Raw genomic sequence first — 17,240 nt, 5'->3', positions numbered from 1 at the left:
AGACATGATTCCTTGGGGCTGAACAACAAAGGCCGAAGGATTCTCCTTCGGCCTTTGCGTAAGAGTTTACTTGGACTCAGCCTTGGATGTCGAACTGTTCTGGATGCAGAGCGACATCGCTCTTGACCAGGATGTTTTTGCCGACGAGGTCTTCGTACTCGGTGAGCCAGCGCGCGTTGTTGGCCTTGAGCACCTTGACGGTCTCAGGGTGAACGCGGAGCATGACGTCGGCGTTTTCAAAGTGCCGGCGCATCTTGCGCAGCTCAATATAGATCTCGTTGGCAACCGTGGCCGCGCTCTTGACCATGCCGGTGGCCTGGCAGGTGGGGCAGGGCACTGAGAGCGTGCGCTCCAGCGACTGCTTGACGCGCTTGCGGGTGATGGCGACCAGTCCGAAGTCGTTAAACTGAAGCACCTTGGTGGGGGCGCGGTCGGTTTTCAGAGCTTCTTCGAGGGCGGCCATGACACGGAAGCGATTCTTGCGCTCATCCATATCGATGAAGTCGATGATGATGATGCCGCCGAGGTCGCGGAGGCGAATCTGGCGAACGATCTCCGGGATCGCGTCGAGGTTGGTCTTGACGATGGTGTCCTCAAGGCGCGCCGTTTTGCCGACATACTTGCCGGTGTTGATGTCGATGGCGACAAGGGCTTCCGTCTGGTTGATGACGATCGATCCGCCGGATTTGAGCCAGACCTTGGAGCGCAGTGCCTTGGAGATTTCGTCCTCGACGCCGAAGTGCTCGAAGAGCGGGACCTCTTTGGTGTAGAGCTTGACGCGGCGCACGAGCGTGGGCGAAAAGCGGTTGAGGAAGCGCACGATACGCTCATAAGCGGCTTCATTGTCGACCCAGATGGAGGAGAAATCGTCCGAAATCTGGTCGCGCAGGATGCGCTCGATGAGCGAGAGATCGTGATAGATGAGCGCGGGGGATTTCGAGCTTTCGGAGCGCTGCTTGATCTCATCCCACAAATGGATGAGGAAGCGCAGGTCGGAGCGGAGCTCGTCTTCGGATATGCCTTCAGCCGCGGTGCGGACGATGAATCCGCCGGTGGCTTCGCCGCGCTCGTGGATCAGGATGCGCTTGAGGCGCTGGCGCTCGTCGTCGCTCTCGATCTTGCGGCTTACGCCAACGTGCGTGACGGTGGGCATGAAGACCAGGAAACGGCCAGGGAGAGCGATGTGGCTGGTGATGCGCGCGCCCTTCTTGGCGATGGGCTCCTTGGCGATCTGAACGAGGATCTCTTGGCCTGGCTTCAGCAGGTCCGAGATAATCGGCAGGTCAGAGGTCTGTGCGGTGCGGCGCGACATGCCTCCGCCGCGGCGACTGTTTTGCCCGCCTGTGCCTGCGGATTGTCCGTTGCGTGCACCGCGCTCGTTACGGCGTCCGCGTCCGCCGCGATCGCGGCCGGAACCGCTCCGCTCGCGGGTAGCGGGAGCAGTCGCGGTCTCTTCAGAGGCTTCGTCCTCTTCCTCGTCAAGATCCGTTACGGTGCCGATTTCTTCTATTTCAAGACTGTGGCCAGCGCGGGCTTCCTTGAAGGCTGCTGCGAGCTCGCCGGAGTGCGCGCTAAGCTGCTCGGTCTCCTCGTACTCGTCGAGATCCTGCTCGGCGTGACGATGGAGATGATGCGGCGTGGCGGACTCTTCACCTTCGACCATCTCTTCTTCGATCAGGCCATTGCCGGGCGCGAAAGCGGAGACGGACGTGACGGTAGTGGGCCTGGGCGCGGCAACAGTTGCCGGGACCGGTTCGGGCTCGACCACCTCGTCTTTTTTCTTTTTTCCACCGAGGCCAAAAAGACGGAACTCGCTGGGAGTGGTCGGGTCGATGCGATGCGAGGCGCTGCGGTTCTCTTCGCTCTTCACTTCGTGAGGAGCGATTTCCTGCTCTTCTTCCTCAAATTCAAACTCAAATTCGGGTTCGGCGGGGGCGTGCCCGGAGTGGGGTTCGGTGGTTTCCGGCTCCGCAGGCTCGGCAACGTGGGCGGGAGAAAATTCTTCATCTTCAACGATGGGCGCGTGCGCTTCGCTGCTAAATTCGTCCTGAGTGGGAACGAGGATACGTTCGTCATGCGCATGGCCAAAGGCTTCGAGAGCCGCGCTGTGCAGGGCTTCGACCTGCGCATCGTCATGCAAATGCAGTTTGTCCTCTGGCGTAGCCTCTTCGAGCTTGTGCTCGATGAAGGCAAGATCGGCAGGCTGCCCGGTCTCGGAAGGAGCGACATGCGCATCGGCGAAGACGCCCTCCGGCTCGGCCTCGACCGGCGCGGATGGCTCCGGCTGGCGATTGCGATGCCGGGCGAGTGACTCGCCGGGCATAAGGCCGGTGCCGTTCCATTCGATGGGGGACTCAATCAGGCTGGACGGCTTGGCCGTAGACGCAGGACGGGCTAGCTCCGCGGGCTTTTCCGTTTTAGATGTTTGGGCAGGCTCGCCGCCATACTTCGAAAGCGATTCGCCGGGGAGGACGAAGGATGGGGCTTCGCGCTCCGGGCGCGATTCGGACCGGCCGCCGCGGCCCGTGTTGCGCGATTTAACGGGCAACTCGACCGGTGCCGCTGCGGCCTGTTCTCCGGCAGAGGCGTGAATCTGGTGAGAGTGATGCGGAGCATCTTCGGAGGGTTCGCCGAGATTCGCATCGAGGAAGGTCTCAGAGGTGGACTCGGTGTCGACGGGATCGGCAACAGGCAACGCTTGTCCGCGGCCTCCGCGACGGCGACGGCGTCCGCGCCAGCGGCGTGCTCCGCCAGCTTCCTCATCTTCCGAGGATGCGGCGTCTGCCTCGTGGGAGGGTTCAGCCGGTTCGGCTACGGGAGAATCAATCTCGGCTGCGGGAGCGGGAGCGGGTGCGGGTGCAGCCTCCGGTTTGCGTTGCTGTCCAGACCGGCCTTCGCTGGAACGGACTTCTCCGGACCGCGCCTCTCCCGAACGGACTTCGCGGGGACGGGCCGGAGCGGAGACGGCGGCCTTTTCTATCTCCTCCGCGTCCTCGGGATCTTCCATCTCAAGGAAGTCGGTTACATAGAGGAAGGCATCGCGTTCGAGACCAAGGTCTACAAATGCCGACTGCATGCCGGGGAGGACGCGGGTGACGCGGCCGTTGTAAATGGAACCCGCGAGTGTGTATTCGTTCTCGCGTTCGTAGTAAATCTCGGAGAGCTGATCGTCTTCGAGGATAGCCAGCCGCGTTTCATGCGGCGTGGAGGATATGCAAATCTCTTTTGCCATCGTACCTTTCCGCCCATCTTTTGTGAGATGGGGCCAGCGGCAAGGTCACAGGGCGGCGCGGAGACGGCAGGGGAAGGGAATAAGCGGGAGGGATGACCGGGGAGACACCGGAAGGCCGAAGGCCGCAATCCGTCCCGCGGTTGCGGGCGGCGGGCTTAAAGCCAAACCGGAGAGCGCGACGGCAAAAGCCGGCTGCGCGAAATGTCTGTGGGGGTAATCCGTATGCAGAAAATTTGTGGCCGCCCAGTTGAGCGCCGCTCGGAGGACGGACGCCAACGGGGCCGTTTCGCCGCTGAAGATCGCCAGGAAGGACAGCACAAATTGTGCCGGGTGCATGTACACCATCTCCCTGTGACTGCGGCTGCGGCTTACCCGTTTCTGCCTGCTCATGAACCCAATTTCCTGCCGGCTCAAGCGGCTCCCAGTGGAACCTGCCGGCGAATCATTCAATCTTTTTGGCTCCGCGGTTCGCCAGCGGCGGCGCGGAGATTCGACCATTTAAAAACCTTAGTTTACAAACCGTCGCATGCGGACATTCATTGCCACGCCAAGCGCCATGAAAGTAAACAACACCGAAGAACCGCCGTAACTCATTAACGGTAGAGGAATTCCGGTGACGGGCATAAACCCGATGACCATGCCCACGTTGACCACGATCTGGAAGGTCAACACAGCCACGACGCCCATGATAATGAGGGAGCCGGACAGGTCTGCGGCTGTTTGAGCGTTTTGAATCAAACGCATCAATACCAAAAAGTATAGCAGGAGCACAAAAATTGCGCCCACAAAGCCGTGCTCCTCGCCAAAGGCGGCAAAGATGAAGTCGGCATGGGGGATGGGGATAAATGCTCCCTGGGTCTGCGAACCCTTTTCAGCGCCCGCGCCCCAGATGCCGCCCGCGCCGACGGCGATTTTTGCCTGAAGAACCTGGTAGCCTGCGCCTTTGGGGTCATTGTCGGGGTTGATGAAGCCGGTAAGTCTTGCCTTTTGATAGGGCTTGAGGATTTTTCCGGAATCCCACGCGCCGATGACAAGGACCGCTCCGGTAGTGACGAGAATGAGCGCCTGCTTCCAGTTGATGCCGCCGAGAAAGAGGCCGGAGAGCAGGATGGGCGAGTAGGTCAGCGCCGTTCCCATATCGGGCTGAACCAGGACGAGCAGCATGGGCACGCCGACCAGGGCGAAGGCCTTGCCGATCTCCTTCCACGTAAGGTCGCGGCCGCCGAGGTTGGCGAAGTACCGTGCAACGGCGAGGATGAGAACCAGCTTGACCCATTCCGAAGGCTGGAAGTGGATGCCGGCAAAGGAGATCCAGCGGCGCGCGCCGAGGACCTTCTGGCCGACCAGCTTGACGGCCACAAGCGAGACGAGAAAGACGCCGTAGGCCCAGGGAGCCCATTCCAGGAGCTTGTGGTAGTCGATCTTGGAGAAGATAAACATGGCCACCAGGCCGCCGAGGATGTAGTAGACCTGCTTGGTGTGGAAATGGCCACCGACGTACTTGGTGTGCAGCGTGGCGGAGTAGATTTCCATGACGGAGATGCCGCAGAGGATAAGCACCATCAGCAGCAGGCCCCAGTCGAAGTCGCGGAAGGAGAGGAAGCGGCGCATGCCTAGTCTTGACCTTCCTTGCGCCAGCGGATGGGAGTGAGCCAGGCAGGAAAGAGCGAAGCGGCAGGTGCGGTGGCAAGGTCTTTCGACGCCTGCGCCGGGTTCACGAAGTAGTGGCCCGCACCCACGGAAACGCCAGCCTGCTCAGAGCCATGTTTCAGGTCATGCCTCGGATCAGCCGGTTCCGAATTTGACCAGACGGCTCCTACCTCGACGGGCTTCTGCGTCGCATTGGCCTGATCGAGCACATTGTGGTCCTGACTGCGCTTTTTGTTCACGTAAGCAATGATGATTTTCTGCGCGATGTAAGCGGAGTTCAGGCCCCAGTCACCGTGCTCCTGCAAGACCACGACGGCAACCTCCGGATTGCGGCGCGGAACCATGCCGACGAACCAGGAGTTCGGAGTCTTTGCGCCGCCTTTAGTATGCGTGTCACCGCCGCCGACCACCTGTGCTGTGCCGGTCTTGCCCGCAAAATCGATGCCATTGAGGTGTACCGGCGCCGCCGTACCGCTGGTGGTGACAGCGGCCATGCCGTCCGTAATTGTCATCCAGGTGGCGTTGTCGAGCGAGACGTTTTTGATGGCGGAACCGGGAAAGCTATCGTAGACGGCTGTGCGGAACTGCGCCGGAAGCTGGATCGGATTGACGAGATGCGGGCGGACAAAGTGTCCGTTCGATGCAATGCCTGAGAGCGCGCGAACAAGCTGGATGGGCGTAACCTGCGTTTCACCCTGGCCGATGCCGACCGAGATGGTATTACCGGCGTAGTACTTCTGGTGGTAGTTATGCCACTCCCACTGCGTGGAGGGCATAATGCCGGACATCTCGTTGGGCAGGTCAATGCCGGTCTTCTGCGAGAGGCCGAAGGAGGTGGCGTATTTCGCAATCGTGTCGATGCCGAGTTTCTGCGCCAGCGCGTAAAAGAAGGTGTCGCAGGAGAGCGGAATGGCCTGCTGAATACTGAGTACACCGTGATGCTTGTCGCACTTGAAGAAGCGACCGTAGAAGGTTCCGCCGCCTACGCAGTTGACTCTCATGTCCTGCGCGACGCCTTCCTGCAGGCCGGCGGCGGACATGATGATCTTGAAGGTGGAACCGGGGGCAAGCTGATCCTGAATGGCCTTGTTCATCAGCGGATGGCGCGGGTCGGTGATGAGCTTGTTCCAGTCATCGCGCTTGATCTTGACGGCAAAGGCGTTGGGGTCAAAGCTGGGGTGCGAGACCAGCGCCAGAATCTCTCCGTTGCGCGGATCCATCACCACCACCGCGCCGTTGGCTGCTCCCAGGGCCAGCTCGGCGGCGCGCTGAATGTCGAGATCGATGGTGAGCTTGAGATCCTCGCCGGGGGTGGAATGCTGGGTACGCAGATAGCCCATTTCGCGGCCATGAGAATCGACAATGACGTCTCGTGATCCGTCTTCGCCGCGAAGAATCTGGTCATAAGTGGCCTCCACGCCAGCCTTGCCGACGACCTGGCCGGGCTCATAAGCGGCAAAGCGAGGATTGTTGTTCAGGTCCTCTTCGCTGACCTCGCCCACATAACCGATCAGATGTGAAGCGAAGCCGTCGCGTGGATAGAGCCGTCGCTCCATATCGATGGTTTCTAGCTCAGGCAACTCATTGCGGTGGGCCTCGATGAAGGCCTGTTCGTCGGAAGAGATGTCCTGCTTGATTGGGATGGGCTGGTAGCCGGGCGCCGCGCGAAAGTGCTTAAGCGTGGCCTGGAGCTGGTCGAGATCGAGGTGCAGACCCTGCGCGATGAGCGGCAGGTCGGCATCGAGGTTCTTGTTCTGTTCGCGAACGAGGAAGCAGGAGACAGAGGGATAGTTATCGACGAGCAGGCGGCCATCGCGGTCCAGCAGCTTGCCGCGCGGAGCCATGATGGGCTCCTTGCGGATGCGGTTTTCCTCGGCCAGCTCCTTGAAGTTCGAAGCGCCGAGGACCTGCAGCCGCCACAGGCCGGCGCCGAGGGACAGCATGATCAGCAGAATGCCGTACTGCACCGCCGCCGATTTGAGGGTGGAGAGCTTTTCGCCGCGATTGAAGTTCTCAGAAAACATGATGCCGCTGCTTTCAGCATACTGCCGTTTTTATTGCGATTTTTGAAGAAAATACAAACTGCGGGGGCTAAAGCCCCAAATTCATTCTTTAGACTTTTTCGGCACGACTAAAGTCGTGTCCTGTTACAAGAGCCGTAAGCCGCCTCAGTACCGTGTCATTCACTCTCAATCCCTGACCTGGAAGCGATCCAGCAGAGGGAAGAGGATCAGCGCGATGACGGAGTTACCCAGGGCCTGGAAGAGGAGCGTGAACCAGCTCCAGTCCAGCTCAATGCCGAGCAGGCCGCGATAGATGCCGAGATAGATTGCGCTGCACAAGAGCGTCAGCGCGAAGTTGAGCAGCACACGGATAAATACGTTCTGCACATCGATGCGCACGCCCATCGACGCGGCCAGGAAGCCTGCCACGGTCTTGGCAATGCCGTTGATGCCGATGGCGTGATGCGTCAGCGCATCCTCAAAGATGCCCACAAAAACGCCGAGAAACATGCCCTGAATGGGGCTGCGGCGGCCGAGCGCGAAGTAAACCGTGATGACCAGCGGGATGTCGAAGTACGGAAAGCGCGAGAGATAGCGAGAAAGCAGCGCCTGCAGCACCAGCGCGGCCACCGGAACCAGCAGATAGAGCGGCGCGGGATAGCGGTGAATCTCAAGATCGCGCCGGGAGTTGGCGGTAAGGACCGACATCATTGCTCCTTTCTCTGTGGCGGCTGCTGGTTGGGATTCGGATTGGCGGGCTGCTTCGGCGCATCCGGTTTGGAGCCGGTGTCCTCAAGCCTGTCTGTCTTCTGCGCTGGGGCCTGCTGTACAGGAGCAGTTGTGGGTCTCTGCGCCGGCTTGGTGGTTGTGCCGGGCTTTGTGGTCGGTTGTGTGCCGGGTTGAGCCGGCTTTGGCGCAGCGGTTCTGGGCGCGGAATTGGCTCCATCACCGGCCTGGCTTTGAGTCCGGTCGGCATTGCTACCCACATAGCCAGGCGTAAAACGGTCGGGATGCTGCGGAGCGAGCAGTTTTGGCGCGGGTGGCGCGGCGGGAGCGGCTCCGTTCGCGGCGGAAGCGCCATCCTGTGCGGGCTTGGGCGCGTTGGGATCGGTCAGTCCGGGCAGCTTTTCTTCCAGAATCTCCGAGGCTTTTTTCTGCTCGTTCAGCGCGGCAGCATCCTCTTTCTTTTCGGACTCGCTCTCGGCCAGGTCCTTCAACTGCTTGTCGTTGAAGCGCGGCTCGGAGTCGGTGATGACGAGAACCTCGTCCAGGCCGTTCAGATTTGCCGCCGGGTTGACGACGACTTGAATGAATCCATCGCGATCGGGATCTTTTTCAACTCTGTCCACGACTCCGACGGGCAGGCCGCGGGGGAAGATCTGGTCGCCGCCGCCGGTAAGAACTTTTTCGCCTGGCTTGATGCGGGAGTCGGCGAGGATATTGACGATGGCGGGCTGGCCTTCTGCGTTGCCGCGCAGAATGCCGCGGACACGTGTCTGCTCCAGGATGACGCCTGCGCCGCTCGACTGATCATTGATGGCCAGCACCTGCGCAGAGTGCGGATAGACCTCGCGGACCTTGCCCACGATGCCCTCCGGCGTAATGACGGCCATGTCACGAGCGATGCCTTCGTTCTTGCCCTTGTCGAGGTAAAAGACGCGGGAGAGATCGGAGCCCGAGCCGCCGATGACCTGCGCGGTGAGCGTTTTATAGAGGTACTTCTCCTCAAATTTATTGAGGCTCTGCAAACGCTGTCCCTGGCGAACGTCCTCGAGCATCTCGGCCTGCTCCAGGCGCAGTTGGTCAACTTGAGCCCGAAGATCCTCATTCTGCTGGCGGACGTTGCGCAGGTCGAAGTAGTTCTGCCAGATCCATCCGGCGCCGGACTTCGAGTTCTGAACAGCGCGTTCCGGCGGGGAGACGATGGCGTTGGCCCAGAGACGAATGAGCTGCACGCCCTTGCTGTCGGTTGGATCGTAAGTATTGCTGCCTTCCCCCGTCCGGCGGACCTGCATGGCAAGCCCAAGAATCTGCGCCACCAGCAGCACCAGCAGCACGATGAGATTCCGGTAGCGGAAGAAGAAGGATTCCATAAATAAAAGCAGGGGACTTGAGGGACCAAAAGGGACTAAGGGACTTCCGGTTCGTGCGCTATGTTTTTAGTCCCTAAGTCCCTTTAGACCCCTAGTCCCGGTCTTCCTAATCAATTTTGATCTTGCGCAGCAGCCGGAAGTCGCTCAGCATCTTGCCGGTGCCGAGGACGACCGAGGCCAGCGGATCGTCAGCGACCGAGACTGGCAGGCCGGTTTCCTCGCGAATGCGCTTGTCCAGGTTCTTGATGAGCGCGCCGCCGCCGGTTAAGACGATGCCGCGATCGGAAATGTCAGCCGACAGCTCGGGCGGAGTGCGTTCAAGCGCGACGCGGATGGCGTTCATGATGACGGCAATGCACTCGCCAAGGGCTTCGCGAATCTCCGAATCGTCAATGGTGATCGTCTTCGGCACGCCTTCAATGAGGTTGCGGCCCTTGATCTCCATCGTGAGCGGCTTGTCCAGCGGAAAGGCTGAGCCGATCTCTATCTTGATGTGCTCGGCGGTGCGTTCGCCGATGAGCAGGTTGTACTTGCGCTTGAGGTAGTTGGTGATCGCCTCATCCATCTGGTTACCGGCCATGCGGACTGAGCGCGAGTAAACGATGCCTGAGAGCGAGATGACGGCGATGTCGGTCGTTCCGCCGCCGATATCGACGACCATGTTGCCCGAGGGCTCCGTGATGGGCAGACCTGCACCGATGGCGGCTACCATGGCCTGTTCCACGAGATAGACTTCGCTGGCCTTGGCGCGGTAGGCGGAGTCCTCGACGGCGCGCTTTTCCACCTGCGTGATCTCAGAGGGCACGCCGATGACGATGCGCGGATGCACCAGCATCTTGCGGTTATGCGCCTTCTGAATGAAGTAGTTAAGCATCTTCTCGGTGACTTTGAAGTCGGCGATCACACCGTCCTTCATAGGCTTGATGGCCACAATGTTGCCGGGCGTGCGGCCAAGCATGTCCTTGGCCTCTTTGCCTACGGCTTCCACCTCGCCGGTGTTCTTATTGATGGCGACGATGGAAGGCTCATTGACGACGATGCCTTTGCCTGCGGCGAAGACGAGAGTGTTAGCGGTGCCAAGATCGATGGCCAGGTCGCTTGAAAACATGCTGAAGAGCGACCGCAGGCCGTGCGAGCGCGGGGGGCGCGAAGGATAGCCGTTCAAAGACATTGGAAACTCGGGATTACCTCAAGGGTTATTGTACGGTGAGCGGGGACAAAGCAGTGTAAAACCGGCTTGGAGTGAAGGCCGCGGGGCAGCATCATCGCCCTCTGCGTTCTGTCTGGAGATTGCCGCGCTTTCAGAATATCGCAGTTTTTCAGGAGGAAAAGCGTGGAAAAGACGCTGAAATGTGCCAAGTTAGGAACGGTGCAATGCCTCAGTTCTTCTTTGAGTCACCGGCAGGATTTTTTCTTTGCAGTATTTGCGCGGGAGCGGAATTTAGTTATAGCGCTGTGTTTGTGAGAAAAATGCACGGGCGGAAGCCTGGGATAAGTCCTCCGCGCGCATTGTTTTGGGCTGGCTGCAAAGCTACCGCGGCTCCGCGGAGATGAAGTATCGTTCACGCCGGTATCTTCACCGGCTTTGGCGGAAGCAAAGGTGTGAGAGCTGGATGGCGCAGGGCGCGAAGCGTGTGGTGCGATAAGCTGAAGAGTTGGCTCATCTGAGGATGTGGCATAACGATTTCTGCGCGAATGTGCAAGGCAAGTGAGAGAACTTATGTCGACAAAGCTGTATCACAACCTCATTGGAGGCGAGTGGCTCCCAAGCCGCTCTGGCAAGACCTTCCAGAACATCAACCCGGCGGATCACTCGGATGTGGTGGGCGAATTTCCGGCTTCGAACGCCGAGGATGTCGATCTTGCGGTGGCAGCGGCGAAGAAGGCGTTTGCGATCTGGCGGCTGGTTCCCGCGCCCAAGCGCGCGGAAATTCTGTATCGCACGGGCGAGCTGCTGAAAGAGCGCAAAGAAGAGTATGCGCGCCAGATGACTCGCGAGATGGGTAAGGTTCTGTCCGAAACGCGCGGCGATGTGCAGGAGGCGATAGACGAAGCCTTTTACGTGGCGGGCGAAGGGCGACGGCTTTTTGGCAAAACCACGCCAAGCGAGTTGCAGAACAAGTTCGCCATGAGCGTGCGCATGCCTCTGGGTGTGGTGGGGCTGATCACGCCGTGGAATTTTCCGATGGCGATTCCGAGCTGGAAGCTGTTTCCGGCGCTGGTGGCGGGCAATACCTGCGTGATCAAGCCGGCGGAGGATACGCCGCTATCGACTTACAACCTTGTGCAGACGCTGATGGATGCGGGCCTGCCGCCGGGCGTGGTGAATATAGTTGCGGGCTATGGGCCGGATGCCGGTGCGCCTATCGTAGAGCATCCCGGCGTGCGGGCGATCAGCTTTACCGGCTCAAGCGAAATCGGCTCCTTGGTGGCGCAGCGGGCAGCGGCGAACTTCAAGCCGGTCTCGCTTGAAATGGGCGGTAAGAATGCGCAGATTGTGATGGAGGACGCGAACCTCGATCTCGCGCTCGACGGCGCGCTGTGGGGAGCCTTTGGAACCACAGGCCAGCGCTGCACCGCAACGAGCCGCATCCTGGTGCAGAAGAAGATTGCGGATGAGTTCATCGGTCGGCTGGTGGAGCGGGCGCGGAAGCTCAAGGTAGGTAACGGGCTTGAGGCTGGAATCGACGTTGGCCCGCAGGTGAATGCGCAGCAGATTGAGACTTCTCAGCGTTACGTCGAAATAGCAAGAAGTGAAGGAGCGAAGCTGCTCACCGGCGGCGAGGCTCTGACGGCTGGCGCACATGCCAACGGAACATTCTTTGCACCGACGGTCTTCGCCGGCGTCTCCGCGAAGATGCGGATTGCGCGCGAAGAAGTATTTGGCCCAGTGGTGAGCGTGATTGAGTTCGATACCTTCCAACAGGCCGTGGAGATTGCGAATTCCATCGACTACGGCTTGTCTACGGCACTTTACACGCGCGATGTGAACAAGGCCTTCACCGCGATGCGCGATCTTGAGGCAGGCATTACCTACATCAACGCGCCGACGATTGGCGCCGAGGTGCATCTGCCCTTTGGCGGCGTGAAGCAGACGGGCAATGGGCACCGCGAGGGTTCCGAAGCGCTGGACTTCTATACAACGTGGAAGGCTGTGTACGTGGATTACTCGGACAAGCTGCAGCGCGCGCAGATTGATAACGCGGAGTAACTGAGCCTAGTTGAGAGTTTCTGTCTCAATAACTTGAATCTCTCGGTCGTTAGAAAAACCGAATTCATTTGGCGCTTCGGAAAATACACCATCTGGGTCATAGCCGAAGCGAATAGACGATTCTGCTCGCAATAGCCAAGCAAAGCATGGGAACTCGTCAGCGAGTCCATCGGCAATTGGATGTACGGCGATGAGACCTGCGCTCTGGCTGAAATGCATTTCTCTCTTAGCTGCGTGGAGAGTGCTTATATGGTCGGGATATGGAAATTTACCTGAGTAAATGTGATGAATTGACCATTTGTTGGAACTTCCGATACGAACAGGCCGTTCTCCGCCTGCAAGGCAATATGCGCCAATGGCAGGCCCATTGGGCCTGCTGTCTAAGGTGAAAGCTTTCAAGCGGGCGAATTTTCGAATTGAATCAGTGTAGGAATGATACCGTTGTTTATTTCCTTTCAGCGGAATCCGATCACACCCTTTCCAAAGTAGCAACGCTTTCTGAGGCCACCGAATGAATGCACCGAGATCAAGGCTCACGTCCAGAAGAACTTTTCTGACGCTCGTATTTTCGACAGTAGACGCTTCATCGGCGAACCACTTGCCAAGATTGTTGAGATTGCAAGGCTGAAGCACCCTATTTGGAGAGGGCAAGTTGTAAGGCATGAACAATATCCTTCAGGCGGCATCGCAACCGCGTTACAATTCTGCCATGAGCCGCACCGCCACACAGATTCTCGAAGAAGCGCGCTTGTTGCCGCCGAGTGAGCGCGAATGGGTCGCGCATGGGCTGCTGATCGATGAAATCGAGGATATTGATCCGGAGTGGGCTGCGGAGATCGAACGTAGGGTTGCGGATGCAGACTCCCCAAATGCGGTTACCGGCTCGTGGGACGAACTGGAAGCGCGCTTGCGGGGCCGGCTGTCTCAATGAGCTTGAAACCGATCCGGCTCCGCTCAGAGGCAGGGCTCGAAATTGAAGATGCTTTCGAGTACTACCGCCGAGAAAGCCCGCGCACCGCAGCCCGGTTCTTGACCGCAATTGGGGCGTCTCTGAAGAAAATTCGGAGGAATCCCCAACTATATCCTCCTTATACAAAGAATACACGCCGTCGCGTTCTCGGCTCTTTTCCTTTTTCTGTCATTTATCAGGAGAAGGAAGATATTATCCTGATCGTTGCCATTGCTCACGCGAAACGGCGCGAGGGTTACTGGCTTAAGCGCCTGAAACAATAAGAGGAATTATGGAAAAACCTTACGTTCCCACCCCTTCACGCTATGACAACGCCATCTTCCGCCGCTGCGGGCGTTCCGGGCTTGTATTGCCGCCCATTTCGCTCGGGCTATGGCAGAACTTTGGTGGCGCGGATGTCTTTGAGACTGCGCGCGCGATGATTCGCCGTGCTTTTGATCGCGGCGTTACGCACTTCGACCTGGCCAACAACTATGGCCCTCCGTATGGATCCGCCGAAGAGAATTTCGGCGCGATTCTGCAGAAGGATTTTCACAATCTGCGCAATGAGCTGATCATCTCCACCAAGGCCGGATGGGATATGTGGCCGGGGCCGTACGGCATTGGAGCCTCGCGCAAATATCTGCTGGCTTCGCTCGACGACAGCCTCAAGCGCATGGGTCTTGAGTACGTCGATATCTTCTACGCGCACAGGCCGTGGGGCAATGCGCCGCTTGAAGAGACGATGGGCGCGCTGGCCACTGCGGTCCAGCAGGGCAAGGCGCTCTATGTGGGCATCTCATCCTACAGCGCGGAGCGCACGCGGGAAGCTGCTGTGATTTTGAAGAGTCTCGGCGTTCCGCTGCTGATTCATCAGCCTTCCTATTCGATGCTGAATCGTTGGATTGAAGACGGCCTGCTGGCTGCGCTTGATGAAGTTGGCGCGGGCTGCATTGCATTTTCTCCTCTTGGGCAGGGCCTGCTGACGAACAAGTATCTCAACGGTGTGCCGGAACACTCGCGCGGTGGCGTGGATGGTTCTTCGCTGTTGAAGCAGTTTCTGAGCGATGAGAACATTCAGCGTGCACGCGCATTGAATGAGATTGCGAAGAAACGCGGGCAATCATTGGCGCAGCTTGCGATTGCATGGGTTCTGCGCGACAAGCGCGTGACCTCAGCGCTGATTGGCGCGCGCAACGTGGAGCAACTCGATAACTCGCTCGATGCGCTCAACAATCTCAACTTCACCGCTGCGGAGCTTGCGGAGATCGACAAGCACGCAGTCGATTCCGGCATTGACCTATGGGGCGGCGCGCGGCAGACGATGGCTTAGCGTTTTCCTGAGCGCAAAATAAAACGGCCAGAGCATTTGCTCCGGCCATTTTATTTTGTGCGCGTTATTCTTGCGGATAATCGTCGTCATCATCATCCGCGGCAGCGGCCTTGGGAGCCTTGGCGGATGCTGACTCATCCTTCTTCGGCATGGGGGCGCCACCTATTGCCGGCAGCTCCGGATGATCATACGAATACAGCTCGTTGAACATCCATTTATATGTGGCATGCGACTGGCCGCGGAACTGCGGCTTGAAGCCGTACAGCACGATGCGCCCGCGTCCGTAGGCAAGCTCAATCGCCGCTGCCTTGCCTTCAATCGCCTCCGGATGCAGCAGCAGACCGCTTTCGAGTGGGTTGGTTTGCTTAGGGTACGTAGCGAGCACCGCACCATGCGCGCCGGGCAGAGCGGCAAAGGCCGGGCCACTCTGGAACATGACGACAGGCGAAGTGGGCAGACCAAAATTCACTGGCAGATCGGAGTGTTCTGTTTCCACGCGCAGCAGCCCGCCGGAGCAGAAGAATTTGTCGCTCTTTACGCCATCCAGAATGTTCTGCACCGGCAGCGAGAGCAGCGGAATGAGCGCGGAAGCTGTGTGGTTGAGCGCAATCAACGTGCCGCCCTGCCGCACAAACTCGCGCAGGTTGTTCAGGCCATCCTGCCCAATGCCGCCAGCGTACTGGCCGGGCACAATGCCGATGCCGAAGCCGTCCATAAGCTGACGTGAGGACATATCCGGCAGGATGATTGCGTCATAGCGGTTGCGAAGATTCACTGACTTCATATCCGCGTTGTACAGGCTCTTGGGCTCAAAGCCGTAGTTCTCGAGAACCCAGCGCGTCCAGCCTTCATCAATCGATGCCGCCCACGGACGATAGAGTCCCAGGCGCGCCTTCTTGATGGGCAGCGTATTGGATTGCGCGGAGACAGCCGTTGCTCCAACCGCGTACTTCTGCGCCAGCCCGTCGAGCTTCTCACGGCCCAGGCCGCTGATGAGAAACGCGCCGCGCTCCATGCCTGCGGCCGTCTTCACCGGCTCCTGTGCGAGTGAAACCGTTGCGCCGGATTTCAGCGCCTCATTCACCAGCAGGAATGAAGCATTGACACGATGACTGACAGCAAAGACTGTGCCAGAGCCTTCCGCGCTTGCGGCGGGAGCCTGCGCCTTATCGATCTTTTGCATCTGTGCGCGCTGCTCGGAGCCGAGTGGGTCAGTCACAGCATCCACATCCACGCCCATCTGCAACGGCAGCGTCCAGCCGGTTACGTCATAGGGCAGATCGACAGACTTCGATGTGCCAAGCTCAATCGCGTCTGGGTACTTCTGCCGCTCGAAAAGCTCTTTCGCCATTGCGGAGTAAGCCTGATCCATGGGAATAACCCATGAGCCCTTCGGATAGCTCACGCCATTCGCCGTAAAGCCATCTTTCGACGCATATACATCAAGGCCATTGTCGATCATCAACTGCGCAAGCTTTGCCGCCTCCGGCGTGTCGGTCTGCTTGCTCGGAATGACGTACGCAAACGGCGGCTCTTTTTGAAAATGCTGAATGTTGTCGCGCGCAGCCTGATAGCGGTTATAGAGCAGCGTCTCGCGGTTCTTCGCGGCGAGATCGAGCACGGACATCGATCCGCCGACCATGTAATCGACGGCATCCTTCAGATGCCACCAGCCGCCTTCCCACGGAGTGGAATACATGGTGAGCGCGCGCAGGTCCTGATACGGCTTGGGAAAATCCGCGACAGTGTAGAAGTGCGGCGTGGCGTACTCGTAGAGAGCGGTCTCTGTAAAGAACGAAATCTCGTTGCGGAAGACGTGCGCCCAGTCCATGAAGCCCGCATACCAGTTATCGAAGCGCGACTCGGAGATTGCCCCCGGCATCTTATGCGCGTTGAGATACGCGGTCATGTTGGTGCCCACAACGTTGAGCCAACTGCGCACGTAAGGGCTGATGTTCGACGAGATGGGATCGGAGAATGGTGGAATCCAGATGCGTGCAGGGAAGGGCGCGGTCTGGTGCTGGCAGTAGAAGATGACGGGGTTGTATTCGAGCTGCGTCTTGGTGACGATCTGCTCTTCCTTCATGTTGAGCATGTAGCCGTCGCGATTGTTGTCGTGGCCCACGTACTCCTGGTAAAGCATGGGCAGCGGGCTCACTTCATACTTGGTGCCAACGTTCTGGCGGTACCAGTGGACAACCATGTCCTGCCCATCGGGATTGAGCGTGGGCCAGAGGACGAGGACAACGTTATCGAGGATGGCGTCGATCTCCGGATCCTTCTTTGCCGAGAGCAGCTTGTAGGCCAGCATCATGGTGTGCTGCGGGCCGGCCACTTCGCTTGCATGGAGACCGCCATCGATGTGAACGACCACCTTGGAACTGCGTGCCAACTCGCGAGCGGAATCATCGTTGAGGTCCGTGGCCTTGGCCAGCCGCGCCGCAGCCTGCTTGGTCTGGTCAAGCTGCGCGATGTTTGCCGCCGACGAAATGACGGCGATCTCAATGTCGCGGCCCTGCGTGGTCTTGCCAACGGTAAACATCTTCATGCGCGCAGGGTCTGCCGCGGCCAACGCATGAAAGTAGCGCACGGTGTCTTCATAATCGGCCAGGTAAAAGTCATCGCCGGGCGTGTGGTTCAGCACGGAGACAGGTGTGGGAACGTCTGCGGCGTGAATCTGCGGGGCAGCGCAGGTGGCAATCGTAATCGCCAGTCCAAGACAAAGAGAAAAACGGGGTTGCATCGGCTCTCCTCGAAACAAACTTGACT

Annotated in this window: 13 protein-coding genes; 4 read left to right on the top strand and 9 right to left on the bottom strand. The window is 59.1% G+C overall.

Annotated elements, in window-relative coordinates:
- Window positions 1–76: 76 nt before the first annotated feature.
- The 7 genes from ABSG47_RS04665 to ABSG47_RS04635 form a co-directional block, all read right to left on the bottom strand.
- Window positions 77–3,232, bottom strand: a complete 3,156-nt coding sequence (locus ABSG47_RS04665; RefSeq protein WP_424167044.1) for an Rne/Rng family ribonuclease — start codon at window positions 3,230–3,232, stop codon at window positions 77–79.
- 45 nt (window positions 3,233–3,277) lie between these two features.
- Complete coding sequence (locus ABSG47_RS04660) at window positions 3,278–3,622, bottom strand: hypothetical protein (protein ID WP_424167041.1); 345 nt, start codon at window positions 3,620–3,622, stop codon at window positions 3,278–3,280.
- Window positions 3,623–3,739: 117 nt separating this feature from the next.
- On the bottom strand, window positions 3,740–4,843 hold the full coding sequence (gene rodA / locus ABSG47_RS04655; RefSeq protein WP_424167038.1) for a rod shape-determining protein RodA: 1,104 nt from the start codon (window positions 4,841–4,843) through the stop codon (window positions 3,740–3,742).
- Window positions 4,844–4,845: 2 nt separating this feature from the next.
- On the bottom strand, window positions 4,846–6,906 hold the full coding sequence (mrdA, locus tag ABSG47_RS04650) for a penicillin-binding protein 2 (protein WP_424167035.1): 2,061 nt from the start codon (window positions 6,904–6,906) through the stop codon (window positions 4,846–4,848).
- A gap of 165 nt (window positions 6,907–7,071) precedes the next feature.
- Window positions 7,072–7,596 (bottom strand): rod shape-determining protein MreD, encoded by a 525-nt coding sequence (mreD, locus tag ABSG47_RS04645; protein WP_424167033.1) that lies wholly within the window; start codon window positions 7,594–7,596, stop codon window positions 7,072–7,074.
- A complete protein-coding gene (gene mreC / locus ABSG47_RS04640) occupies window positions 7,593–8,978 on the bottom strand; it encodes a rod shape-determining protein MreC (RefSeq protein ID WP_424167030.1) in 1,386 nt (461 codons plus the stop codon). Before mreC ends, mreD begins: the two co-directional genes overlap by 4 nt.
- Before the next feature lie 106 nt (window positions 8,979–9,084).
- Window positions 9,085–10,149: a rod shape-determining protein gene (locus ABSG47_RS04635; RefSeq protein WP_424167028.1), complete on the bottom strand. Its 1,065-nt coding sequence runs from the start codon at window positions 10,147–10,149 to the stop codon at window positions 9,085–9,087.
- Window positions 10,150–10,698: 549 nt separating this feature from the next.
- Between ABSG47_RS04635 and ABSG47_RS04630 the strand changes: the two genes are divergently transcribed.
- Window positions 10,699–12,189, top strand: coding sequence for an aldehyde dehydrogenase family protein (locus tag ABSG47_RS04630; RefSeq protein WP_424167025.1), 1,491 nt, complete (start codon window positions 10,699–10,701; stop codon window positions 12,187–12,189).
- 6 nt (window positions 12,190–12,195) lie between these two features.
- Here ABSG47_RS04630 and ABSG47_RS04625 read toward each other — a convergent pair whose 3' ends face one another.
- Window positions 12,196–12,852 carry a hypothetical protein gene (locus tag ABSG47_RS04625; RefSeq protein ID WP_424167022.1) on the bottom strand — a complete coding sequence of 219 codons (657 nt, stop codon included), beginning with the start codon at window positions 12,850–12,852 and terminating at the stop codon, window positions 12,196–12,198.
- Here ABSG47_RS04625 and ABSG47_RS04620 point away from each other — a divergent pair.
- Genes ABSG47_RS04620 through mgrA form a run of 3 tightly spaced genes read left to right on the top strand, consistent with a single transcriptional unit; the run spans window position 12,851 to window position 14,471 of the window.
- On the top strand, window positions 12,851–13,120 hold the full coding sequence (locus tag ABSG47_RS04620; RefSeq protein WP_424167019.1) for an addiction module protein: 270 nt from the start codon (window positions 12,851–12,853) through the stop codon (window positions 13,118–13,120). The genes ABSG47_RS04625 and ABSG47_RS04620 overlap by 2 nt on opposite strands.
- Window positions 13,117–13,422 carry a type II toxin-antitoxin system RelE/ParE family toxin gene (locus tag ABSG47_RS04615; RefSeq protein ID WP_424167016.1) on the top strand — a complete coding sequence of 102 codons (306 nt, stop codon included), beginning with the start codon at window positions 13,117–13,119 and terminating at the stop codon, window positions 13,420–13,422. The genes ABSG47_RS04620 and ABSG47_RS04615 overlap by 4 nt, the downstream gene beginning before the upstream one ends.
- An 8-nt stretch (window positions 13,423–13,430) precedes the next feature.
- Window positions 13,431–14,471 carry an L-glyceraldehyde 3-phosphate reductase gene (gene mgrA / locus ABSG47_RS04610; RefSeq protein WP_424167013.1) on the top strand — a complete coding sequence of 347 codons (1,041 nt, stop codon included), beginning with the start codon at window positions 13,431–13,433 and terminating at the stop codon, window positions 14,469–14,471.
- Window positions 14,472–14,535: 64 nt separating this feature from the next.
- On the opposite strand, the gene ABSG47_RS04605 is transcribed toward mgrA, so the two are convergent.
- Window positions 14,536–17,214, bottom strand: coding sequence for a M14 family metallopeptidase (locus ABSG47_RS04605; protein ID WP_424167010.1), 2,679 nt, complete (start codon window positions 17,212–17,214; stop codon window positions 14,536–14,538).
- Between the last annotated feature and the right edge of the window lie 26 nt (window positions 17,215–17,240).

Origin of the sequence: Occallatibacter sp., from assembly GCF_049510455.1 — a bacterium.
Lineage (GTDB): Bacteria > Acidobacteriota > Terriglobia > Terriglobales > Acidobacteriaceae > Telmatobacter.
Note: the sequence above shows the minus strand (reverse complement) of the source record. Positions and strands in the feature narration are given on the sequence as shown.

Excerpts from the sequence above, each read along its gene's own strand:
- ABSG47_RS04665 (WP_424167044.1), bottom strand. The coding sequence starts at position 3,232 with ATGGCAAAAGAGATTTGCATATCCTCCACGCCGCATGAAACGCGGCTG.
- ABSG47_RS04660 (WP_424167041.1), bottom strand. The coding sequence starts at position 3,622 with ATGAGCAGGCAGAAACGGGTAAGCCGCAGCCGCAGTCACAGGGAGATG.
- rodA (WP_424167038.1), bottom strand. The coding sequence starts at position 4,843 with ATGCGCCGCTTCCTCTCCTTCCGCGACTTCGACTGGGGCCTGCTGCTG.
- mrdA (WP_424167035.1), bottom strand. The coding sequence starts at position 6,906 with ATGTTTTCTGAGAACTTCAATCGCGGCGAAAAGCTCTCCACCCTCAAA.
- mreD (WP_424167033.1), bottom strand. The coding sequence starts at position 7,596 with ATGATGTCGGTCCTTACCGCCAACTCCCGGCGCGATCTTGAGATTCAC.
- mreC (WP_424167030.1), bottom strand. The coding sequence starts at position 8,978 with ATGGAATCCTTCTTCTTCCGCTACCGGAATCTCATCGTGCTGCTGGTG.
- ABSG47_RS04635 (WP_424167028.1), bottom strand. The coding sequence starts at position 10,149 with ATGTCTTTGAACGGCTATCCTTCGCGCCCCCCGCGCTCGCACGGCCTG.
- ABSG47_RS04630 (WP_424167025.1), top strand. The coding sequence starts at position 10,699 with ATGTCGACAAAGCTGTATCACAACCTCATTGGAGGCGAGTGGCTCCCA.
- ABSG47_RS04620 (WP_424167019.1), top strand. The coding sequence starts at position 12,851 with ATGAACAATATCCTTCAGGCGGCATCGCAACCGCGTTACAATTCTGCC.
- ABSG47_RS04625 (WP_424167022.1), bottom strand. The coding sequence starts at position 12,852 with ATGCCTTACAACTTGCCCTCTCCAAATAGGGTGCTTCAGCCTTGCAAT.
- ABSG47_RS04615 (WP_424167016.1), top strand. The coding sequence starts at position 13,117 with ATGAGCTTGAAACCGATCCGGCTCCGCTCAGAGGCAGGGCTCGAAATT.
- mgrA (WP_424167013.1), top strand. The coding sequence starts at position 13,431 with ATGGAAAAACCTTACGTTCCCACCCCTTCACGCTATGACAACGCCATC.
- ABSG47_RS04605 (WP_424167010.1), bottom strand. The coding sequence starts at position 17,214 with ATGCAACCCCGTTTTTCTCTTTGTCTTGGACTGGCGATTACGATTGCC.